The 23,150-nt window shown below is 48.0% G+C and carries 20 protein-coding genes; 6 read left to right on the top strand and 14 right to left on the bottom strand.

Annotated features, from left to right (window positions below; genetic code table 11):
- Nucleotides 1-7 precede the first annotated feature (7 nt).
- Nucleotides 8-892 carry a heme o synthase gene (cyoE, locus tag FIU82_RS18210; RefSeq protein WP_152441870.1) on the top strand — a complete coding sequence of 295 codons (885 nt, stop codon included), beginning with the start codon at nt 8-10 and terminating at the stop codon, nt 890-892.
- 56 nt (nt 893-948) lie between these two features.
- On the opposite strand, the gene FIU82_RS18215 is transcribed toward cyoE, so the two are convergent.
- Nucleotides 949-1,857, bottom strand: a complete 909-nt coding sequence (locus FIU82_RS18215) for a histone deacetylase (protein ID WP_152441871.1) — start codon at nt 1,855-1,857, stop codon at nt 949-951.
- A gap of 131 nt (nt 1,858-1,988) precedes the next feature.
- Here FIU82_RS18215 and FIU82_RS18220 point away from each other — a divergent pair, with 131 nt between their 5' ends.
- Nucleotides 1,989-4,250 (top strand): TonB-dependent receptor, encoded by a 2,262-nt coding sequence (locus FIU82_RS18220; RefSeq protein ID WP_152441872.1) that lies wholly within the window; start codon nt 1,989-1,991, stop codon nt 4,248-4,250.
- Between the two features lie 50 nt (nt 4,251-4,300).
- Here FIU82_RS18220 and FIU82_RS18225 read toward each other — a convergent pair whose 3' ends face one another.
- Nucleotides 4,301-4,660: a MerC domain-containing protein gene (locus FIU82_RS18225; RefSeq protein WP_152441873.1), complete on the bottom strand. Its 360-nt coding sequence runs from the start codon at nt 4,658-4,660 to the stop codon at nt 4,301-4,303.
- Nucleotides 4,661-4,810: 150 nt separating this feature from the next.
- Here FIU82_RS18225 and FIU82_RS18230 point away from each other — a divergent pair, with 150 nt between their 5' ends.
- Nucleotides 4,811-5,839, top strand: coding sequence for an NADP-dependent oxidoreductase (locus tag FIU82_RS18230; RefSeq protein WP_152441874.1), 1,029 nt, complete (start codon nt 4,811-4,813; stop codon nt 5,837-5,839).
- 39 nt (nt 5,840-5,878) lie between these two features.
- On the opposite strand, the gene FIU82_RS18235 is transcribed toward FIU82_RS18230, so the two are convergent.
- From FIU82_RS18235 to FIU82_RS18265, 7 genes are all read right to left on the bottom strand, one after another.
- Nucleotides 5,879-7,783, bottom strand: a complete 1,905-nt coding sequence (locus FIU82_RS18235; protein ID WP_152441875.1) for a hypothetical protein — start codon at nt 7,781-7,783, stop codon at nt 5,879-5,881.
- A 26-nt stretch (nt 7,784-7,809) separates the two neighbouring features.
- Nucleotides 7,810-8,652, bottom strand: a complete 843-nt coding sequence (locus FIU82_RS18240; RefSeq protein WP_152441876.1) for a hypothetical protein — start codon at nt 8,650-8,652, stop codon at nt 7,810-7,812.
- Nucleotides 8,645-9,325, bottom strand: coding sequence for an iron-containing redox enzyme family protein (locus FIU82_RS18245; protein WP_053909584.1), 681 nt, complete (start codon nt 9,323-9,325; stop codon nt 8,645-8,647). The genes FIU82_RS18240 and FIU82_RS18245 overlap by 8 nt, the downstream gene beginning before the upstream one ends.
- Before the next feature lie 2 nt (nt 9,326-9,327).
- Nucleotides 9,328-10,428, bottom strand: coding sequence for a beta-ketoacyl-ACP synthase III (locus tag FIU82_RS18250; protein ID WP_152441877.1), 1,101 nt, complete (start codon nt 10,426-10,428; stop codon nt 9,328-9,330).
- A 1-nt stretch (nt 10,429) separates the two neighbouring features.
- On the bottom strand, nt 10,430-10,987 hold the full coding sequence (locus tag FIU82_RS18255) for a hypothetical protein (protein WP_022946431.1): 558 nt from the start codon (nt 10,985-10,987) through the stop codon (nt 10,430-10,432).
- Between the two features lie 69 nt (nt 10,988-11,056).
- Nucleotides 11,057-11,515, bottom strand: coding sequence for a dihydroneopterin triphosphate diphosphatase (gene nudB / locus FIU82_RS18260; RefSeq protein ID WP_152441878.1), 459 nt, complete (start codon nt 11,513-11,515; stop codon nt 11,057-11,059).
- Nucleotides 11,516-11,596: 81 nt separating this feature from the next.
- Nucleotides 11,597-13,546 (bottom strand): sensor domain-containing diguanylate cyclase, encoded by a 1,950-nt coding sequence (locus tag FIU82_RS18265; protein ID WP_152441879.1) that lies wholly within the window; start codon nt 13,544-13,546, stop codon nt 11,597-11,599.
- A 249-nt stretch (nt 13,547-13,795) separates the two neighbouring features.
- Here FIU82_RS18265 and FIU82_RS18270 point away from each other — a divergent pair, with 249 nt between their 5' ends.
- Nucleotides 13,796-14,158 (top strand): hypothetical protein, encoded by a 363-nt coding sequence (locus FIU82_RS18270; RefSeq protein WP_152441880.1) that lies wholly within the window; start codon nt 13,796-13,798, stop codon nt 14,156-14,158.
- 107 nt (nt 14,159-14,265) lie between these two features.
- Nucleotides 14,266-16,002: a methyltransferase domain-containing protein gene (locus tag FIU82_RS18275; RefSeq protein ID WP_152441881.1), complete on the top strand. Its 1,737-nt coding sequence runs from the start codon at nt 14,266-14,268 to the stop codon at nt 16,000-16,002.
- 47 nt (nt 16,003-16,049) lie between these two features.
- On the opposite strand, the gene dgt is transcribed toward FIU82_RS18275, so the two are convergent.
- The 4 genes from dgt to FIU82_RS18300 form a co-directional block, all read right to left on the bottom strand.
- On the bottom strand, nt 16,050-17,513 hold the full coding sequence (gene dgt / locus FIU82_RS18280; protein WP_152441882.1) for a dGTPase: 1,464 nt from the start codon (nt 17,511-17,513) through the stop codon (nt 16,050-16,052).
- A gap of 100 nt (nt 17,514-17,613) precedes the next feature.
- On the bottom strand, nt 17,614-18,126 hold the full coding sequence (locus tag FIU82_RS18285) for a GAF domain-containing protein (RefSeq protein WP_022946437.1): 513 nt from the start codon (nt 18,124-18,126) through the stop codon (nt 17,614-17,616).
- Nucleotides 18,127-18,321: 195 nt separating this feature from the next.
- Nucleotides 18,322-20,463, bottom strand: a complete 2,142-nt coding sequence (locus tag FIU82_RS18690) for a nuclease-related domain-containing protein (RefSeq protein ID WP_172972759.1) — start codon at nt 20,461-20,463, stop codon at nt 18,322-18,324.
- A gap of 130 nt (nt 20,464-20,593) precedes the next feature.
- On the bottom strand, nt 20,594-20,989 hold the full coding sequence (locus tag FIU82_RS18300; protein WP_026111298.1) for a hypothetical protein: 396 nt from the start codon (nt 20,987-20,989) through the stop codon (nt 20,594-20,596).
- A 198-nt stretch (nt 20,990-21,187) separates the two neighbouring features.
- Here FIU82_RS18300 and FIU82_RS18305 point away from each other — a divergent pair, with 198 nt between their 5' ends.
- Nucleotides 21,188-22,732, top strand: coding sequence for a sensor domain-containing diguanylate cyclase (locus tag FIU82_RS18305; protein WP_152441883.1), 1,545 nt, complete (start codon nt 21,188-21,190; stop codon nt 22,730-22,732).
- A gap of 2 nt (nt 22,733-22,734) precedes the next feature.
- Here the strand turns inward: FIU82_RS18305 and FIU82_RS18310 are convergent, their stop codons facing one another.
- Entirely contained in the window at nt 22,735-22,935 is a 201-nt protein-coding gene (locus FIU82_RS18310; protein WP_045980600.1) for a hypothetical protein, read from the bottom strand.
- Nucleotides 22,936-23,150 lie beyond the last annotated feature (215 nt).

Raw genomic sequence — 23,150 nt, forward strand, 5'->3', positions numbered from 1 at the left:
CGTGCTTATGTTTCGTCGTTATTTTTCGGTGACTAAACCGGGGATCATCATCGGCAATCTTATCTCTGTGGCGGGGGGCTTCTTGCTGGCCGCACGCGGCGAGATAGACTGGCCACTGATGCTGGCTACGCTAACGGGGCTCTCGTTGGTGGTGGCCTCGGGGTGCGTTGTAAACAATGTTATTGACCGTGACATTGATGCCAAAATGGCGCGCACCCAAGGCCGCGTCACCGTCACTGGAGAAATATCGGCGTCGGCGGCACTGCTCCACGCCCTGGTATTGGCGGTATGTGGGTTTGGCGCATTAATCTACTACACCAATACCTTGGCGGTGGGCTTTGCTGCCTTTGGCTACATCATCTATGTAGGCATATACAGCTTGTATATGAAACGTCACTCCGTGTATGGCACCCTGGTTGGCAGCCTCTCTGGGGCAGTGCCTCCGGTGGTGGGGTATGGCGCCGTCAGCGGCCAATTTGATGCTGGGGCAGCCATTTTGCTGCTGATGTTTTGCCTATGGCAGATGCCGCATTCCTATGCCATTGCGATTTTCCGTTATCAGGATTACCGCGACGCCAATATTCCGGTGCTCCCGGTGGCAAAGGGCTTAGCCCGGGCGCAGCGGCATATTGTTTTCTACATTGCTTTGTATGCCTTGGTGGTCATGCTATTGCCGCTCGGTGGCTACACCGGGCTCGCCTTTATGGCGGTGGCATGCACGACTAGTTTTTGGTGGTTGCTGATGGCCCTACGTGGCTATCGCCGCGATATTGATATGCATGGCTGGGCACGCCAAGTGTTTGCCTTTTCCATTGTTAATATCACCGTGTTGAGCATCACCATGGCTGTGGACTATCACGCTGCCAATCCACAGTTGCTGGTGCTTAATTAGCACCTTTTAGCAGCATTTTCCCAAAGTTAACCAAAGGCCCGTAAGGGCCTTTTTTCTTATAGTTGTGCCGCCTGCTCAACCACAATGGCATGGCGTGCAGCCAAGCGTTCATGGTCTTTATCGTAGCCGCCGCCAATCACCGTAGCCACTGGGGTATTGTGCTGTGCACAGCGTTTGAGCACTAAGCGATCACGTTGTGCGATCCCCTGCCAGCTGACATCCAGCTTGCCTAGGCCGTCTTGCTGCCAGATATCAACGCCAGCGTCATACAAGACTAAGTCGGGATTCAGGCTGTCGAGCAAGTGCATTAGGGTGTCATCGACCACGCCGAGGTATTCGTCATCGCTTATGTGATTAGCAAGACCGACGTCCAAATCACTGGCAGATTTGCGAAACGGGAAGTTCTTTTCACAGTGAATGGAGCAGGTAAAAGCATAGGGTTGATGTTGCAGCAGCGCCGCTGTGCCATCGCCTTGGTGTACATCAAGGTCAAAAACCAACACATTGGTTACTTCGCCACTATTAATCAGCGTTTGCGCCGTGAACGCTAAATCATTAACCATGCAATAGCCAGATCCAAAGTCATAATGAGCATGGTGAGTGCCGCCTGCCAAATGGCAAGCCACCCCATGATTAAGGGCAAGGCGGGCTGTTTTCAGCGTCCCCAAAGGCGCGGTGAAGGTACGCGCCATTAAGTTGTGTGACCAAGGTAGGCCAATACGGCGCATCGCTTTGGCATCTAAGCGGTTATGCCATAGGTCATGCACATAGTTATCGCAGTGAATTAAGCTGAGATCATCCGGGGTTCCGAGCGGCGGTTGCTCAAGGTTATCACCGACCAAGCCTAGGCCTTTTACATGATGGTACAGGCGCGCAAACTTGCTCATCACAAAGCGATGATTGGGGTCAAAGCTAAATGAGTAATTGGGGTGATAAACCAAAGGTAAATGCGGATTCAAGGCCATACAGCAAACAGACTTAGCGATAACGAGAAGTTAAGCGTAACGAAAGAACCTAGAGTTTGTCTAATTTCCTTGAAAAGGAACTATCATCGTGGTGATAATGTTATGTTGTATCATAACTTTTATAGTAAATCATGAATCTTTCACTTTCTCTTATCTCCTTAGCGTTAGCCAGCAGCCACAATGTTAGTGGTGCCATTGAGCACATCGAAGTCAGCGGACAGCATCAACTTCCTTCTGCAAGCAGCGAATTGATTGGCGCAAATATTGAACTCAATGGTGCCCAATTAAACGAGTTAAAAGCGCCTACACTCGGCGACACTCTTGATACACTGCCAGGGGTGAGCGCAAGCCACTTTGGCCCCTCTGCTAGTCGTCCACAACTCAGGGGGTTCGGCGCTCAACGTGTGGTCTTAGCGACCAATGCGATGGCTGTGCGTGATATGTCTTCTATCAGTGCGGATCAACTCGTGCCGATAGAGCCTTTCTTTGCCGACAACATCCGTGTGATTAAAGGCGCCACTGCGGTGATCCCTTTTGGCGGTGAGGCGATGGCAGGCGTTGTCGATGTTGATGATAGCCGTATTCCTAAACAACTAAGCGCTTGGCAAGCGCAAGAAAAAGTCGAGTTGCAAAGTGGCTACAATAGTGCCAGCTCATTGCTAGCGCAAACTCAAGGGCAGCAACAAGGATTCGCCTTCAATGCCAATATCCTTGTGCGTCAACGAGGTGATTACAAAGTGCCAGACAGCGCCAAGGCACCGGTGTGTGCAAGCTGGTCAGAGTTAGTGACCGATGTGCGCCTAGCCGACCACTGTCAGGTTAAATTAGCGTCGCCGCAGTGGCAGTTTAACGGTGAAAAATGGGTTGATATTACCCCCATTGATGAGCAGGTAATTAGTCACTATGGCCTCAATGACCAAGGGAAAGTTAGCAACTCTAGTAGCTATCAAACCTCTGGCTCAATTGGCGGAAGCCAGCTACTTTCAGAGCATCAAGAGCTCGGGTTTGCATACAGCTTTGGTAAAGCTAACCGAGGGATCCCTGGGTTTATGCATCTAGGGTCCGCAACGGCCCCAAAAGTAGGTCAAGCAGCGGATATTCGCATTTACTCTTCTTTTCATCGAATTGATGGCCACTACAGTCAACACTTCAATACCCAAAGCTACCTAGACTACCTTGAAATTAATGGCTTTTATTCTCAACAAAGAGATGACGAGACGTTAGCTGGCACCTCCGTTAACCTGTTCGAAGTAGATGCTTTGCAACTCAACCCACGAATTGGCTTTACATGGCACGACCAAGCGCCGGCCTCGATAGGGTTACAGATAGAGCGCAGTGAACACCGAGGCGAGGGGAGCGATAACTATTTACCTGAGATCGAGGGCAAACGAGAGGCGCTGTATTTACTTCAAAACCTGCACTTGCAAGCATTGCAGCTTCAGTTTGGCGCAAGGTATGACCATATTCAATATAAGCCGAATCTTGAAGGGAGTTATGTGCCCGGACGTGGCCAAGGAGCAAACGTGCAGGAACGTGAGTTTCACTTGCAAAACTACAGTGTAAGCATGAATTATCATCCCGTGCCTATCTGGTCCCTACATGCTAGCTACACTGATGCGCAGCGTGCACCTGCAATTAATGAGCTCTACGCAAGTAACCCCCATTTGGCTTTATTAATTGAAGAGCAAGGCAATACGCATTTAAATGTCGAACAAAACCGAGCGTTAGAATGGGGGACGCGCGTTACCTTGGGTGACCTACAATTGGCGGCGACATGGTTTGATAATGAATACACCGACTTCACTTATCTAGGAAATATAGGCGTAAACAGAGGGGGTGTATATGTTCAAGAGTGGCGTCAGGCTGATACCGATAATCAAGGCTATGAAATTACTTTAGATTATTCATATACCTTTACAGACTGGGGCGTAATAACGCTATCTGCTTTCACAGACAGTGTAAAAAATACGCCTCGCTATCAGTTTGATGGCAGCTACGATCCTTTTGAACTAGATAACTTCCTAAACCCAGATAAAGCACAAGAAGCTGAATATTGGCGGCGCACTATGGAAGGAGACAGCATACCTAAAACTCCAGCGAATAGAACGGGCCTAAAGCTAGGTTGGCAATATGATGGCTTGCGATTCACTGTAAATTACACACATCATGACAATCAACAAAATGTCGGTAAGCATGAAAGGCCTTCATCAAGCTATGCCTTGTTAGGTTTTGATGCCAGTGTTGTGCAACCTTGGTTAGGAGATAGCGGGGAATTATTTGTCAATATCGATAACATCACTGATGAAGATGCCCGTGCGCACCAAAGTTACTTACGCTTTATTGCTCCATTGCCAGGTCGCAGCATAGCCCTTGGATTGCGAGCGCGCTTCTAACTCATCGCCGGGGGGCGTTTAAGCCCCTCGTACTTACTGTCAGATAAGCACTATACACACAGTGGCTTGGCTTTTTTTAACAACCAAAAATTGCGTAGATGCGCAGCCATCAGCAATAAACTGCCGACAACGGAGAAAAGCACCTCTAAGCTTGGCACAAGTAACGCGGTGCCAAGCAGCGACAAGCCAATCAACGCGATCAGTAACGGCAGTGGTTGATGATGTTGACGCAACCCCTGAGGAAGAGCCCATAACGCCAAGGCTGCAATAACGAGGAAAAGTCCTTGATGAATGCGCTCTGAGAACAAAAACTGCCCTAAAATAGATGTCGATAGCAAAAAGCCTGCGGGCAATACAATGCAATGGACTAGGCAAAAAGCACTGAAAAAAATAGCTAATTTATCTTTCATAGGTCCTCCCTTAAGTTTTAAGTGTTATATTATAACATTTTTTTGCTGTATTGATATCTTCGCATCTTCAAAATAAATCGACGCTCAGCTATTGAAATTCATCGTCGTGTCCCAATTTAAATTTGAACGGCTATTCAAAAAGGAGTGACTATGTCATTATCAAACCGCCAGATCGTATTGAACTCTCGCCCTGAAGGTGAGCCCGTAGCAGATAACTTCCGCCTGCAAGAGGTGGACGCCCCGAAAGCGAAGCAAGGGGAAATGCTGCTGCGCACGATTTATTTATCTCTTGATCCCTATATGCGCGGGCGCATGAGCGACGCCGAGTCTTATGCCGATCCTGTGGCTATCGATGAGGTGATGGTCGGTGGTACGGTCTCCCAGGTTGTTGAATCTCATAGTGAAGGATTTAAAGCAGGGGACTGGGTACTATCAATGAATGGCTGGCAAGATTACGCCATCAGCAATGGTGAAGGCGTTATTAACCTAGGCTCCCAGCCACAAAACCCATCTTATGCTTTAGGTGTTTTGGGCATGCCAGGATTTACCGCTTACATGGGGCTACTTGATATTGGCAAGCCACAAGCGGGGGAAACCGTTGTGGTTGCTGCGGCCAGTGGCGCGGTAGGTGCTAATGTCGGGCAAATCGCCAAGCTAAAAGGGGCAAATGTCATTGGTATCGCCGGTGGCGCGCAAAAATGCAGTTATGTTAAAGATGAACTCGGCTTTGACGCCTGCATCGACCATAAGGCCGATGACTTCGCTGAGCAATTAGCCAAGGTTTGCGACAGCGGTATTGATGTGTATTACGAAAATGTCGGTGGCAAAGTGTTTGACGCCGTATTGCCGTTATTAAATACCGGTGCTCGTATTCCGGTGTGTGGCCTTGTGTCGCAATACAATGCCACCGAACTACCGCCGGGGCCTGACCGCTTATCATTGCTGATGGGGAAAATCCTTACTAAACGTATGACCATGAAAGGGTTTATCATTTTTGATGATTACGCTCATCGCTATGAAGAGTTTGCCACCGACATGCAAAAATGGGTGCAAGAGGGAAAAATTAAGTACAAGGAACACCTAATTGAAGGGTTAGAAAATGCACCTGAAGGCCTCAATGATGTTCTGGCAGGGCGTAACTTTGGCAAAATGGTCGTCAAAATAAACAATCCTGAATAACGGAAAGCGAGCCGAGGCGCTTGCCTCGGCGTTAAAAAGTTAATGCTTTTTTAGTTGTCGAAGTGAAGTTACAGCGGTATTGGAAACTGAGTCAAATTCACTATTCGCCCAGCCACCATAGTATGATGAATAATTAAAAATGATACTCTCATCCTCTGTTGCCAGAGGTGCAAAACTTTGTATAAGAGTTAATTCATTATTGTTTAAGGCATTTTGTACGATGCCAAAACATGTAGTAAAGTCAGTCGCTTGAGGACAATTATCATACTTTATAAAAACGACGCGGTTATCGTAAACTCCCCAAAAGTGTGTTGTCTTCTCACTCAATTCAACTTCATCGAGAGGGCCATCGGCACGTAAATTGAATCCCAATGTGCCATTGTCGTGAAAAACTGAGTAATAGATATCGTCATTTTCATTTACCCAATCTAGGTGCTCATACAAACCGGCAAAGCTTTGCACTGAAAGCGGCGGCTGCTCTTCGGCCTTCATAAACAGGCTCATAGGTCTTTTTGTTGTATATACATGGCTTACATCTGGCGACACAAAAATATCGTCATCTTTGTGTTGGAAGAAGCCAACTTTATATTCATTGCCAGGGTTACCTACAAGCAAGTGATCCGCTTTGATCTCATAAGGAAGTTTTAGCTCTAATGACCCCTCAGTATGTGGAACCGTTAAAGGAATAGTCAGCTCGCTGGCAGAATCAAAGATGACCTCAACCACTCCTTTAAATTGTGTTTCACTGGCAAGATCATCGTGAACTGATGCTAATCGACCAACATATTTTTGTCCGAATTCTAAAGAGGGGGGGGCTACTTTGTGCAGGCGATAGGTGGCGCTTAAAGAAGCATAGTCAGCTAATAAAGGGGCTAAGCCAATATAGTCATCTACTTCGTAGCCATTTAATGAAGACAATACTTCGCCACTGTGCAGTGCATCATACACGACAAAGTTATCATCAACGTAAAGTGGCTCGATGTAATCGATGTTGCGACCTATCGTCACTTCTTCCCAACGAGGTGCACTGGCGTTTTCAAAGTCTTTAGAAAAACTAATCTCGGTTTCATTCACAGTGAAGTGCTCACCATCGAGTTTTCCAACTAGGCTAGCGTAATAAAAAGAGCGATCAGGTAACGAAACTTTCGCTTCTAAACGAGTTTCAGCGTTAGCGGTGAACAGCCCTAAAAATGTGAGTCTAGGGTCTATTGCTGTTGTAAAGTAGGCATCTTCAATTGTAGGAGCCGAGCGTTTGGCCATATTAACAGTGTAGTTTTGCTCTAGCCCCTCAACATGGATACGCAGTTGCGAGTCAGACTCAGCGACGGCGCGCAACGTTGCAGCTTGTTGCTCTCGCTCGCAGTATGGACCACACAAAGCAGGGTCAACAGCTAAATTCACAGCGGTCGCACTATTGTTTAACTCATAGTCAAACTGCTTCATGGTGTCATCAATAATGAGCGCGCCGGCATCATAACCATTAAATACAATATTAAAATCATTAGCGCTGTTTGACCAAGCACCACGCAGTTCAGCGCGACTTAGACTGATGTCATCACGCCATTGCTCGGGGTTGTCATCTACTTCCACGGTCAAAGAATAGGCTTGGCTAAGCTCACCGTCGGAAACGCTCAGTGCTAATTCGTGACTGCCAATATCAAAAAAATCCGGTGCCAACGTTAACGTGGCGGTATTCTCGCTAAGGTCCACAGTGACCCATTGTGGTTTGTCTTCAATGGTAAAGGTGAGCGCATCACTTTCGTTGTCGCTCATCTCTAAAGTGACCGTGGTGCTTTGCAAAGCTTTAACCGTGTTGTTGGCAACACCACTGAGCGATGGGGCTGTGTTTTGTGGTTGTGAAGGGGCACTTTCTGAATCAGAAGAGCTGCCACCACAGCCAAAAAGAGACAGTGCAATAGCACTACAAAGAAGCGAATGTTTCATGTTTATTATGTAAATCCTTGTTGATATTAGCAAGATGAGTCGCGCAGCTGTTCCAAGCGTGCGTACATATACTCGGTAAAAAAGCCATGCATTAAAAAGCGTTGGCTGAGGTTCCATGGCCCAACTAAATACAAAGGATGTTTGTTGTAAGCCATTTCTGTGAGATTGGGTTCGCCAATCATTTGGCCAATGCGAATCGCCATAGATTGATCTAGGTTAAAGCCATTAATGGCGTCGCGGTATTCGTCGCGTTTGAGCAGCAAACAAAACAGGCACATAAACAGTGCATGAGCACTTTCAAAGTCTAAAAACTGGCTCCAACGCTTTTCCACCTGAAAATCAGCCATATTAACCGCTTGCCAATGGTGCCAATCAAGCTCAGTTTTAGGCTGTGATAGCGGTTGCCAGTGGCCGAGTTGAGCAAAGGCTTTAAACAAGCACTGATCATGTTCAACAAAGCTGGCATGGCGCATATCATCAATGGTTTTTGGGTACAGCGGCACTGGCTCAACACCGGCTTTGTCACTATTGGCGATGATAAAATTCAAGATGTTGGACTCGGTGGCGTAGTGGCGCAAAATCAACAAATTAGCCTCCACACTCACAAAGTGGCGACAAAACCAGCAAATCAGCTTTTGTAGTAGTCCATGGGCACTAAATTGAGGCAGCGGTAGGCGTTTAAATAACCACACTAAATGCAGCAAAATAGCGAATAGCCCTTGAAAAAGCGGGCGCACTAACCAGCGCAGCGGGTTGTTTAAGTCTTTAAGCCATAAATTCACAGCCGCTTGCTCAATGGGGATGGAATTATCAACGGCCAGCGCTTGCAACAGCGCTGAGTCGTTTTTATTGGCGCTAATATTAGCCATCGACTTCCTCCAATTGCAGGGCGTAAAGGCGAGCGACAACCTTGGCGGTGCGTAAAATAGCTTGCACTTGAGACTCGTTTTGACACACCCGGTCGATTAATTGATAAAGCTTTTCTAAGTGGGCATCGTCGTTTTCGCCGTGGTAGCGCATAAAGCGAGTGTATTCACCCTCTAACGCGACACATTGCTCTATTTGCTTTGCCCAGTCGCTGGCCATCTTGTGGCCTAGGCCTTCAATGATCCACATCGCGCCTATCATATCCACCGGGTTGGGCTGCGAGCCGCGATACATTAAAAACGCATGCAAGGCCTCGCTACCGGCGTTGCGAGGGGCGCTGAGAATATCGTCAAGTTGGCCGCCGGTGGCAAGGTAATCTTGCTCTAACACCTCGTAATCGCGGTGCTCTTCTTGGGCATGACCAATGACCACAGCGCGTACATCGGCATAGTCTCTATCAAAGCTTGAAGCGGTGCGGGTGATCCAACGGGCTCCCTCAACCACCTGCTGGCGCAGATTAAGGAGTAATTTTTGGTAGTCGTGCACAGTAAACTGACCACGCTGTAGGCGCGCAATAATGTCGACACGCCCAAGTTGGCGCTCAAAGTCGAACCAAATGCGCATTAGCCCTTGCAGGCACTGCTGGCCGTGCTCACTTAATACATAGTGTTCCATGTTTACTCCTGTACCACGGTTAATTTCATGTAGGCGTTATTAAAGCGGCCGCTTTCCGGCACCATACAGATAATGGTATCGCCTACGTCATACTGCTGAGTGCGACGAAATTCATCAAGCATAATAAAAATAGAGGCGCAGCCGGTGTTGCCGCGTTCATACAAGTTGGTGTACCACTTATGCTCGGGAATATGACAGCCAGCGCGCTTAAGCATGTCGAAGATGGGCTGGCGAAAATAGTCGGATGAGTAGTGACACAGCAAATGGTCTATCTCGTCGACCTGGACACGGCCTTGTTCTAATAGCCGTAAAAAGCCATCCACGCCCAGTTTGACGATGTTATCGAGTAAGCGCACATCTTGGCGTAATAAAATAGCCCCTGCGGCCTCGGCATCGCGATAGCTGGGGTAATCCTGCCATGGCTTAGTGCTTTTATCCGCCGTACCCACCGACATACACACAGGATAGGCATCGGCGTGCGAAAAACTGCGGATCCACTCTATTTTAAAACAAGTGCCACGAGGTTGGCGCTCGAGCATGAGGGCGCCCGCGCCATCGGAGAGCATCCAGCGTAAAAACTCGGCGTTAAAATCTAGCTGCGCGTCTGCGGCCTCATAACGGCTGGCTTTGAACAGCCGCGAGGTGAGTTCACTGGCGACCACCATGGCCGATTCGTGCTCGCCAGCCAATAGTTGTAAATAGGCATTCTTTAATGCCATTAAGCTGCTCGAGCAAATGCCGTGACTGGAGTGGATTTCTACATCACTGAGTGCCAGCTCGGCTTGCACCATAGAGGCAAACCCGGGCAGCACCAAATCACCTTGGCTGGTGGCAGCGCACAATAAGCCAAGCTGATGTTTATCAAGATAGCTTTGCGCAAGGCAGTCGGCACCCGCTTTAGCGGCCATTTCGGCGTTAGAAATAGTGGTGTTGTGATCGCTATCAATGGCGTAATGGCGTGTTTTAATACCATTGGATTGTAAAATGCGCTTTTTTAGGCGGCTTGTTTTGCCGTGCACATAGCCCAGAAGCGGCTCAATTTGCTCATTATTAATGGCCGGGCCCGGCAAGTGGTAACCCGTGCTGGTGATATATACGCTCACGTTAAAGTCCTTTCAAACTGCTGCGCAAGCAGCGAATATTTTCTTCTAAATAAGGGAACACACACAGCACCGCCATAAAGGTTAAGTAAGCGGGTAAGAACCAAGAGCCACCGTGGGGGTATTCCATTGGGGTAAGCTGCATTTGGCCTTGCCAATTGAGGGTGACTAAATCGACCACCACCGGCCAATTAACTACTGCGATGAGCGCCAACATATAAAGCGGCAAGGTCGCCAGGTAACTGTGTGCGTGCATCTCCCATATGCTGATGTGGCGCTTACCCGTCGCGTACGAGACATCCCAATGGGCCACCACCTCATGTAGCAGCCAAGCGGCAAAGCATATCAGCAGCACCAAAACATTTACGCGATATAGCAAACACATCAGGATAGGGATACCCACTTGGATGCCCATCACCGAGTGCATTAATGACTCTTTTAACCCAGAGGTGTGTTCGATATCGGTTGCGCGGTGACAACACCAGTCAATGAAGCCGGCAATGCCCCATAGCGGCAAAAAAACGAAGAGTAAGAGGTTGATCAGTATCTGTGCAGTATCCATAGCGTTCACACTTCCATGTTAGGAAGCAAAGATTACCACAGCAGCTAAAGGCGGAACAAATATTCGTGTTTAACGGCTGTTATGTGCAAGCTTCGACGCGAGTGTACGGATTTCTTGCGCGTTACTGTCAGACCAGGCTTTGGCGCTGGCTTGATTGGCATCAAGCCACAGGTAACTAAGGTGCTCGTCGGCGGCTAGTTGGATTGGATAACGCTTGGGCAAGCACAATAAGAATACATACTCGGTATTCACTGTTGCCCCCGGTTGATAGCGATAGCGCCATTGCTCGCGGATAGCATAACGGTGGCAGCGCTGTTCATCCACCAGCCTGAGTTGCTGTTGGCTAATATCAATGCCGGTTTCTTCGAACACTTCGCGAGCTGCGGTAGCACAGGGGAGCTCACCCTCATCAATACCGCCGGTAACCGATTGCCAAAAGTCAGGGTCATCAGCGCGTTGTAGTAACAGAAATTCGCCCTCGAGGGTGTAGATAACCACGAGTACAGAGTAAGGTTGGCGTAGGCTCATATTCGTTGATAACTGCAATTAAAAGCACAGGGTGCATTAAGATTTAAGTATTGTCTATGGTGCTGATACGTAGGCCAACGCCTAGTCGCTCACTACGCAATTACGACCCTGATGCTTGCCCTGATACAAACAATTGTCTGCTTGCTTTAAAAGTGCGCCGGGGTGGGCGGTGGTTTGCTCAGTAGAGGCAACACCTATCGTGGTGGTTACCGAAATGCTGTGTTCGTGCGCTTGAATGTGACAATGCTCCACCTGGCGGCGTACTTTTTCTGCCACATGGCGTGCTTGTGCCAAGGATGTATTGGGTAAAATAACACTGAATTCTTCACCGCCAATGCGAGCAAAAATATCGTACTTACGTAAAATGGCGCTGATCTGCATGGTGGCTTCTTTGAGCACTATGTCACCGGCATGATGGCCATATCGGTCATTAATCTGTTTGAATAAATCAAAGTCGATGATCATTAGCGACACATGGGTACCATCTCGCTCTGCGCGAGCTAGTTGCTGCTGCAATTGTTCATTGAAATGACGGCGATTATACAGTCCGGTGAGAGGGTCGGTTGTTGACTCGCGCAGTAAGGTGAGCTCCAAGCTTTTACGATCGGTAATATCAATCACCATGCCAGACCATAACACTGTGCCATCGAGCTGGCGCTTGGGAATAGCATGAGCGAATAACCATTTCTCTTCATTGTCTTCAAGTTCCACTTTAAACTCGCACTCCCAGTCATCCAGGCTTTGCGCGGAATTTAAAATAGAACGCACTACCCGCTGACGATCGTCGTGGGCGATTTTGGTAAGCAACGAGGCGGGGTCCTGTTGCACTGCTTCGGGTGCGACTTCAAAGATGCGCGTACATCCCTCGCTTATGTAAGGGAAGTGCCAAGAGCGCTCAGCCGTTAGCGCAAATTGATAAATCATTCCCGGAAGCACTTGTGCAAACGCATCCAGTCGATTCGAGAGGCTGACATTCTCGCTTTTATCGGTGAGCGAGCCCACTAAGTAATCTTGGCCATTATTCGCCGTGGTTTGCATGCGTTGGCTGTACTCAGTAAGCCAAATATAGTGGCCGTCCTTATGGCGAAACCGAAAGTCGGATTTAAACACCCCTTGTGCCCCTTCTTTGCGCCAGTAGCGGGTTTGTGTGTCCTGTGCATCTAAATCCTCAGGGTGAATATGTTCGCGCCACCAGTGGGGGCTTTGTACGAACTTTATGCGGTTATAACCGGTAATGTGGCTTATCTGCGAAGAAATAAAACTAAAACAACAAGGCTCATCAAAGGGGGCTTTGTAAATAGCAGCAGGGACACTGTCGATGATGGTTTTAAGCTCGTTTCTTACTTGCGTGAGCTGCTCCAAGTCATGCACACGTTGGGTTATATCGATATGAGTGCCAGAGATCCACTCGGGTTTGTCATCTGCGGTGCGGGTCACCACTTTGCCGCAATCTCGAACCCAAACCCAATGACCCTGCTTGTGCTTCATGCGCACATCACATTGATAAACAGGGTCTTCACCGCTGAAATGGCGGTCAAAGGCAGCATCTGATGCGTGTAAGTCCTCAGGATGGGCGTAGAGCAGCCAAGTATCAATTGAAATAGGTGAAAGCTCATCCAACGTATAACCAATAATATTGGCCCAGCGCTCATTTAACACAACCTCGCCGGTTTGCATATTCCACTCCCACGTACCGGCTTGAGTGCCCTCGATTAAGGCCTCCAAACGCTCAGCATTGGAGCGCTGTCGGTAACCCTCAAAATGTTCGCTTAATGAGACCACTAAATTACTCTGATTACCCTGACACCACTGCGCTGTAGCCATAAAAGTACGTTGTTCAAGCTCAACTTGCAGGGTAATGTAAGGGGCTTGCTTGCAAAACGTGGTGAACACACACACATCTTGTTTGTTAAAAAATGAAAAATCATCAAAATGCAGACCTACATAGCGCTCAAGCTGAGCGGGGTGCGCAGCGCTGCAAACTCCTTGCGAGTCGAAAATAAGCAGTGATGTGTGCGACTGTGTCTGCAAAGTGCCTCCTTCCTTAGCCAAAACAATGACCTATTTAAGGTACCGATACTTTAGAGTGTATTTATTTCGATAGCTCATACAAAAGTATAGGCTAATTATTAAAAGCTATTTATTTTTAGTGCGTTACTAGATTAAAAAATGAGAAAACCGCAATATTTTTGCCCCCAATACGTTTAGCTTGGGTTCATTGGCGCACATTTACAGTAAAGTTATTGCGAAATGGTCAACAGACCAATTAAGGAGGTTGTTATGCGACTGACAGCTTTATACTTAACTACGTTACTGGCCGGTGCCCTTCCTATGAGTGAGGCAATGGCTAAGCCTGAACACTTCACGCCCCCGGGCCATGCGAAGAAAATGCACCACGGCAAAAAACATAAGCACAAACACAAAGAGCGCTATGAGCGCCATCATCACTGTGATCATTACAGCCATAGATACGACGATGACTACTGGCGTATAGGCCGACATATTGATTATGACGTATACCGTCATGGCAAAGTTCTGAGGCGAGATCGCCATGGCCACGTAATTGTGGATATGCACGGCGATGTGTTCCGGCTATTAGAGAACAGCCTAGAAATAGTCGAGATTATCAGTCGGAGACATTAATTTTAAAAAACGCCTCAGTGAGGCGTTTTTTATGTGCAAAGCACTTCATTACTTTTTGTTTGTTATATGATAGCTTTTAACTAACTTTATAAATAACAAAGCTTTTTGTGAGTAGCGACTTTTACAACACCCATGCTGAGCGCTTAGCTGAACAGTATCTAAGCACTGACTTTGAGCAGGTACATGAGCAGTGTATGCCATATATTGTGCCGGTACTGAGCAAGGCTCGCGCTCGGATCCTTGATATTGGTGCTGGAGCAGGTCGTGACGCGCGCTATTTTGCTGAACAAGGTAACCAAACTCAAGTCTATGCTGTGGAGCCAGCGGAACTGTTAGCTCAGCTCGGTGAGCAGCATACGCAAGGCTTATCTGTGACCTGGCTCACGGACTCATTACCAGCACTTCACGCCGTGACAAGATTAGAAATCAGTTTCGATCTTATTTTACTTAGCGCTGTTTGGATGCACATTCCGGAGTCTCAACGCGAACGCTCGTTGCGTAAACTGACCAACTTACTTAAGCCAGGCGGACAAATTGTTATTTCCCTGCGTTATGGTCAAGGTGAGCATGAGCGTAGCGAGCGAGCTATGTATCAAGTTTGCGCTGACTCGCTTAAAGCGATGGCTCGCAATTTGGGCCTTAGTTGCACTCTATGTACTGAACGTGAGGGCGATAAGCTAAAACGTGAACAAGTAAGCTGGCAAACGCTGGTTTTTCGTTTACCAGATGATGGTTCCGGTGCATTTCCGCTGATCCGCCATGTGGCGTTAAATGATGGTAAGTCAGCGACACATAAGCTGGCCTTAATGCGAGTGCTACTGCGTATTGCCGATGGCCACCCCGGTGCTGTAATACGGCGCGAGGATAATCGCGTGATATTGCCAGCTGGCTTAGTTGCTCTTTATTGGTGCCATCAATATAAAACCTTAATTGATCACTACAGCCTTTATCAAACGCCCAATAAAAGCCCTAATATGGGTTTTATGAAGAAAAATGGTTGGCACAAATTAGGCCACCTCACCGCCTCAGATCTGAAAGTCGGGAACGGTTTTAAAGGAGAAGAGGCAAAATCTGTGTGTCGCACGTTGTCGCATGCGGTGAGTAACATTCGTGATATGCCCTGTCGTTACATTACTTTCCCTAATACGCAGCAATGCGTGTTTGAACTCAGCAGTTCGGTAGTGCGAGCTACTGATTTACTATTTCTTGATTTTCAAACGTTATGCAAATGGGGCGAGTTCTCTTTGCCTGAGCACACCTGGACAGCGCTTAATCGCTATGCCTGTTGGATTGAGCCTGTTTTAGTCAATGAATGGGCTAAAACCATGCAATCCTATCAGGGCAACAACCAGTACCAGTGCCCCACTAAGCGTCATATCTTTATGGAAGCATTGAGTTGGTTGGAACCGAAAAGAACGACAACCGAGGTACGCCAGCGCTTTGACCAACTGCGCCATGCAGGTGAGAGCTTATCTTGTGTCTGGACAACCCGTAAGCTGCAACGAGAGTATGACATTGATCATTGCATGCCCTTTGCGCGATGGCCCAATAATGACCTGTGGAATTTGCTTCCCGCATCAGCTCAAGCCAACAACGAAAAGCGTGACCGCTTGCCAAGTGTGCAGCGCCTAGAAGCTCAAGAAGGTTTAATAAAGCACTGGTGGCGTAGTGCTTGGCTTAATACTGGCGATGCAGCGAACCGACAAAAGCAACGGTTTTTTGCAGAGGCTAACCTGGCTCTACCGAATTTAGATATTAATAATACCTCAGTCGATGATCTTTTCGACGCCTTAGTGTTGCAGCGTGATCGTTTACGAGAAATGCAACAGCTTCAAGAATGGTGATGCCTTACTTTCAGATTTTATAAAGCTCGAAGCTTTATCATCATCACTTATTCCACCACCTTTAAGGTACGGTACTCGTCGTAGGCGAATTGGTCGGTCATGCCGCTGATGTGGTCTTGAATGAGTCGACAGCGGTGGTAAAACTCGTACAGGTGAAAGTGTTCGGCGTGTTTATTCAGCGCAGCAACGGCTTTTTCATAAACGTTGAGGTATTTCCCCGAGAGTTTCTTCACCATGCGTGTGGCAATTAAAAAGTCTTTGTGGTGGCTCAGCACTTGGGTGAATTGCTCATACTCTAAATCAAGTAGCACTTGGTACTCATCGAGCAAACCGGAGATGATTTTATAGCCTTGTAGCTCGAGCTTTTCAACTTCGGGATGACAAAATACGCGTTCACGAGCGACTGTTTTCAAAGCATCGGTAATGGCTTGATGGTGGCTGCCATCTTCGATTAATGAGGCGTTGAGGGTGCCGGCGTAAACCTGCTCTATGTTGTCTTTAAAGCGCGTTGCCGCATGCTCGACCAACGGGTGTAGGAGTTTTACACGCAGATAAATGAAAAAGGTGTTGTTGTAGTTAAACTCGGCCTCACCTGCTTTTTGCCGGGCAAACTCGCAGGCTTTGGCCACCAGGTCGCTGTAACTTTGCTCTGCGGTATCCAGTGCGGCCAGTCTCTGGCGATAAGCGTCATCTAAGTAGTGCACCAATTTCTCCACCGAGAGTATGCCTTTTTCTACCGCGTCTTCCATATCGGCTAAGCAATAAGCGATGTCGTCGGCGGCTTCCATAATGTAGCTGGCGGGGTGACGACAGCCATTATCCATTTCTAAGGCATCACCCAATTGAGCGATGAACGCGGCCTCGCTGTGGTAAAAGCCGACTTTTTTCATGAGGTAGCTTTTATCTTCAGGACGCGCGTCTTTCGCCATAGTGCCGGGGCGAGTGTATTTAAGAATGGCCGCTATTTGGCTGTAACTTAAGTTCAGCGCTAACAGCGAGTGAACAGCGCGGATCGCTTGCGCGTTGCCTTCGAAGCTTTGTAAATCAAGCATTAGCTGGTGCTTTAGCGGGTGTGTTTGCGCAAGCGTCGGCAACGGGCCAAAGCGTTGCTGCAGGTAGCGGCTAAACCAGTGGTTGATGGCGGCCTCACCAAAATGGCCAAAGGCCGGATTACCTATATCGTGCATCAAACACGCCATTTCCACTAAGGTCTCAAAGGGCCGCTCCATGTCGGTGAAGCCATAGTGTGCACGTTCTTGTGCATTGAGCTTAGAAAACAGTTTTTGCACAATAAAGCGGCCGTTTTGCTGTACCTCAAGAGAGTGGGTGAGGCGTGAGCGTACGGCGGCATTGCGCTCTAATGGAAATACCTGAGTCTTTTGCTGCAATCGACGTATGCCGGAGGAATTGATGATGCGGCCGCGATCGCTCTCTAAGCTGGTATGCAAAGTTTTCAGTGGGTTCACTTGGCGTGCGGTGTTTATTTTTGTAGTAAAATCGATGTGCGCCATCATCACTCCTAGATAATTGACCTGCGTCTAAATTAGCAGCTTTAGTTCACAAATCAATGTGTTATTTCGGTGTGAGTGATAACACTTATCAGTAAATAAACTAGCCCACGGCACGTTGGTACGTGGGCAAATCGAAAAACAGCGAACTCATATTGGCAATGCGCTTCAATGCTGCTTTTTCTTGGTCCTGCCATTGCGGCACTTGCGTGCGGCTTTCACAGCAAAGCACCCCTCTTGGCTCGAAGTTATCGTGCAGCACGTAATCAAGCAAAGAGTAAAAGCCACATGGCTCAAAGTAGCCTGCGACCATATGTTTGGTAAACGGGTGATGACGCACATCTTCAATGGCAAGAAAATCATGGCTGAAAAGCGCAGAAAAATAAGCTTGGGCTGTATCTTGGCCAATAACCCCGCCGTCAGAATAGGCGCCGGTGTGTTTATCAAATTTAGCGATGCACACAATACTTGAGGTGTTTTCATTGGCCACCCAAAGGCTTACGACATCGGCTTGGGGAACATGCTCTGCTGCAGTGTGAACTATCTTTTGCAGCTTTTCTATGTGGCTTAAACCTGGGTTAGTTAAAGCCAAGTTAAGTTGAAATAAATCAACCATTTGCCACTCTCTTCACAATAAAAACGTTGTGACTATGCCCAATCTTGCTCCGCACGCTGGATGCGTAACTGGAACTTTACTGCGCCAGTGTGAGCCACTGACAATTATTTATTATAGGCACCACACGGCGTTGTAGCTTGACTATTTTTGCACGTTCGCTCAATACCACGCGCACCAGTAAATAATACGCAGGCACTAACGTTTTGGTTTCTCGTCATCGAGCGGGCCGGCGCCAATATCTACTTTTTCTTCGCTTGGCTTAAAGTCAGGGTCTAGCGAAAGATTAGCAAAAGGGTTCGACTTTTTGTCTTTGTCTTTGTCTTTGTCTTTGTCTTTGTCTTTGTCTTCAGCGCTGGTTTGTTCCGGCTCTAAGTCATCAGTGCGAGCTTCTTCACTTTGCTGGTCTTGTTCTGAAAGCGCAGATTCTAACTCCGCAAGCGCGTCATCAAGGCTTTGACTGTTACCATCGTCAATATCTAGCGCCAACTCTTCATCGCTTGATGATGTTTGCGCTTGTGTTGCTGTGCTTTGGGGCTCAATAATTGATGGCTCAGGCTCAGGCTCAGGCTCAGGCTCAGGCTCAGGCTCAGGCTCAGGCTCAGGCTCAGGCTCAGAGGTCTCTAACAAGGGTTGTGACGGGTCAAAGTCGTCAAACGGGTCATCTCCTTGGCTTTGCGGCGAGTTTGATGCAGGCGGCTCTGTGGCAGAAGTGGATGATGCTTGCTCATCGGAGCTTGGGTCGGACTCGCCACCTGCACGTTTATTGGCGGCTTCTAAAAATGCCATAAACTCCTCATCACTCATATTCGACCAGTCTTTGCTACTGTTGTCACTGCTGGGCAGAGGAGTTTGCTCTTGTTGCTCCGTTGCAGGTGTCGGTTTGGGAGTCGGCGCGGGTGCTGAATCTTTACTAGAGTGCGCTGTATCGTCCGAGTTGGGTGCGTCGTCTTTGCGTTTGAACGGGTGAATTTCCGCGCTCTTGCTTGCTCCTTCCGGATCGCTGGAGCGAGGCTCTGCAGCAGGTTTGGGCATCGGCGCAACGTTCTCTGCTGGCACCTCTGGGCGAGGTGTCTCTTCTTGTGCAGCGCTTGGTTGAGGCGTAGGCTCAGTGCGCGGCTCTGATTTTGGTGGCTGCACGGGCGTCTCGATTAACGGCTTGGTTGAAGACGCGCCCAGCGCGGCGTTGCTTCCCTGAGCAAGCAATTGCTTCACCTTGTCGACTAAGTTAGAACATTGTTGGGCGTCGAAGCTTTCAACACTGTAGCTAAGAATGTAGTCAACCAAGTCTTCACGCTGCATCACCAACGGAGGCAAATCAGATTTGAATAAAGCGTTGTTACTAAACAGTACCAGTAAGTTAACCTGTTGCTCTTGTATGTCCAGTACTTTGGCAAGCGCGCCAGCCTGGGCCTTGAGCTCGGTGATGGGGTTATCAAACTTGATTTCTTCATCGCCGTTTCGGGCGGTCCATTCTTGAGCGTGCTCGCCGCCAAAAATATCGCCTTCTTGGTTTGGTCGCGCCACGATAAACACGCCGTACGGGCTAATGTACAACTGCTCGATGGCTGATGATTTGGCTTTTGGACCCACCAGTACAGGGACCGAAGAAAAGCGTTTATAAACTTGTGGGTCGAGCGTGTCAGGCTGTTTACCGGTGACCTTTTGCCACATCTTTTTGTAATTAACCTGTTTTTTAGGCAACTTCGGCACAGGAATAGCTTTGATAGCCGCTGTCTTTTTCGGCTTAACAGCTTTACCTTGGCTGCTGCGGTTGCTGCGAATAAAAATCAGCAACGTAATTAGCATGGCAATAAGCACCAAGGCTATTAATGCAGGGAAAATCAAGCCAACGAAAGGTGAACTTGGCTCTGAAGGTTGGCTTTGTACAGGAGCAGGAGCCACCTTTTTCGCTGTCACCGGAGCTGATTTTGGCGCGGTGGCTTTTGTTTTCTCTGCCTTCGCTTGTTTTGCAGCCTCTTCGGCGGCACGCTGCTCGACAATAGTAAGCTGCGGCTCAGAGGTGGTTACTGTTGGTTCGGCCTCAGGTCTTTGCTCTTTTAGCACCTTCTTAGGTTTACTGGCTACTTCCTGAGGCTGAGATTGGTCATTTTCGGGCTTTGAGGTCGCTTTCGCTTGCGGTGTGCGCTTTTCTATATTCTTACAATTGGCATCGTAATCTCGTTTGGCACTGCGATAACTTGGGTGCGTGCGAGAGTGATCAAACTGCGCCATTTGCTGCTTCAAAAGAATACACATAGCACTGTTATACTCGCGGGCACTGCTTTGAGTGCTCGCAAGGCTCAAGGTTAGGAATAAGACGAAATACGCGAATCTCATTTTATAAACATGGGTAAACAAGGTGTTATCTACACGTAGTCTAAAGCTTGTGACCACATTTAGCTATAGCCAAAAAGCGCGATTCGCAATTATACTGAACGGTTGATGAATTTTTCGCCTATTTTTCAGGTCAGTGAATAGGGGATTCCAACCAATGCTGAATGATGGTTGGATTGTTTTGATACTTCTCTGGGTGTTGAATAATGGACTCCAATAGCGCCAGCTCTTTGGCATAATGCGTTTCTACATCGGGCACTTTTGATAACAGGCAAAATAGATAATCCGCAAATCCAGGCTTTGCCGGGCGCTGCTCTGTGGCCATTCCTTTGTGCATAAGTTGCCTATAAACATCCTCACGCCAACGCTGCGCCATGGTTTGCGGCGATAAAAAAGCGCTGCCAAGCATGGGTTGTAATTGTGCCAAAACCTGTTCCTTGCTTTTGTCTGCATGCAGGCAAAGCCATAAGGTAAACAGTTCCAGCTCAGTGAGTTCGGCTAAATCTAAATGTGCGCTTGGTTGATTCATAGTTACAGCCGTGTCAGCAATAGCATTGTTGTTCGACAACCGTAGTTAAACGATTGCACCTAAGGTGATACATAGTTCTCTACCGAGCAGTACGGGGCATCGCAGTAGGAAGATCATTTGATGTAGCACAAGCTTGATGATTAGTGCTATTGTTATACTCATAAAGTAGTAGGTAGTGCTTGTAGTTGGGCTGCGTATATGAAGTTTTCCCGTTTTGGTGTGATTGACTTACGCCAAGTTATTCTCGGGTTTGCGGTGCTGTGTGTGATGGTCACCCTGGGTAATCAGTTCATTATTAACTACCGAGTACACGGCCAGCAAATGGTGGCCCATACCTTGGCGTCCAATCAGGCTTATGCCAGTAAGCTCTCTGATATTACCGAACAGTTCCTCAATTCTTTACAAATGCAGTTGCGCTATAGCGCTGCGCGATTAGCTGATAACAATACCCTAAAATCACAGCAGCAAGAAACGCTGCGCTTATTAGAGCAAACCGCGTCTTTTAACTCTGTGGTGGTGGTGAACGAGCAAGGCGTTATTACCAGCACTGCGCCGTTAACCTTGGGTGTTAAAGGTGTGAGGTTAGAAAGCGACAGTGCTAAGCAATCTTTGCGCGCACAAGCACCTACTATTCCTCAACCGTTTGTATCGCCGGCTAGTAATTTAATTGTGAGCCCCTCACACCCCATTTTTAGCGCCGATGAGCAATATCAAGGCTACATTGCTGGCACCATTTATTTGCATGGCGATAATATTCTCTCGCGGCTACTCGGGCAGCACTTTCACAACGATAAAGCCAATATTATGGTGCTCAGCGCAAATGGCAGTGTTATTTATCATTCTCAACACCAGCGTGTGGGCTCCAAAATAACGCCCGCTTCGCCGTTGTGGCCTGCGTTTACCAACGCGCAAATGCAAAGTGGCAGCGAAGGTGTTGGCGCTATGTTGGTAGGCTATGCACCTGTGCGCACAGCGAATTGGGTGGTGCTAGTGGGGACTGAGCGCAATCAAGTCGTTGAGAGTGTCGGCAACACCATAATGAATGTGCTTGCCAAAGCTGCACCAGTGACCGTGATCACCTTATTAGTGATTTGGTATTTAGCGAATTTAATTAGTGCTCCGCTGCGACAGCTTGCGCAACGCGTGGCCGATTCAAGTAAAGAATATGATGATGTGCCAACCTGGTTTTTTGAAGCGAAAACGCTACGCAATGCACTGAGAACTTACAGCAATGAGCAGCACCAGCGTATTAACGACCTTAATAAAGCAAGCTTAACCGATCCGCTCACCGGCATTGGCAACCGTCGTTATATGGAAGTGTTTATTCAATCTATGGTCGCTGATGAACAAGCCTTTGCGGTGATCACCTTGGATATTGACCACTTTAAGCGTGTCAATGATAACTATGGCCACGATGTGGGTGATGACGTTATACAAGGGCTAGGTCAGCTATTGCAGAGCAGTTGTCGAGAATACGATGGCGTGTGTCGCAGTGGTGGCGAAGAGTTCCTACTTATTCTCCCAGGCATAGGTAAAGACATTGCGTTAGAGCTGGCAGAGCGCTTACGAGTGACTATCCAGGCCCATGATTTTACACCAGTACCGCAAGTAACGGTGTCTCTTGGCGTGAGTTTATGGCAGCCGGGTTGCTCGGTGGATGCGGTGCTTAAAGCTGCTGATAATGCGCTGTATCGGGCGAAACAACGAGGCCGCAATCGTTGCGAGGTGGAGTTGTTGGGCTAGAGTTATTTGCGTGGTTGCTGTTTATCCCAAAGCGACAATAGGCGCTGCGCAATGCCCCATACTAACAGCAAAATCATCAGCAGTGTGATCACCAATAGTAGCGCCGAGTCATTAATAAACAACCAGCTTAGGCTCAGCACAATGCAACAAAACACACAAATGCTCAGTAAAGTATTTTTGCGTTTATTCGCCTGTTTAGTCATGCACACCTACCGTTTTAGAAACTGCCGATAGTATATCAACTTCTGGGCGCTGATCATCCTTCACTTTGTAACTTAACGACGTAATTCAAGATGTGATGAGCAAAGTTTCGCCACCGGTTAGCTGGCGTGCCGATCACAGCTGTTAAACTGTTGGAAAGTAACAATTAAACTCTTGTAATTTATTGATTTGAATCATACATTCGCCAGCTAACCAA

Source organism: Pseudoalteromonas sp. THAF3, from assembly GCF_009363775.1.
GTDB lineage: Bacteria > Pseudomonadota > Gammaproteobacteria > Enterobacterales > Alteromonadaceae > Pseudoalteromonas > Pseudoalteromonas ruthenica.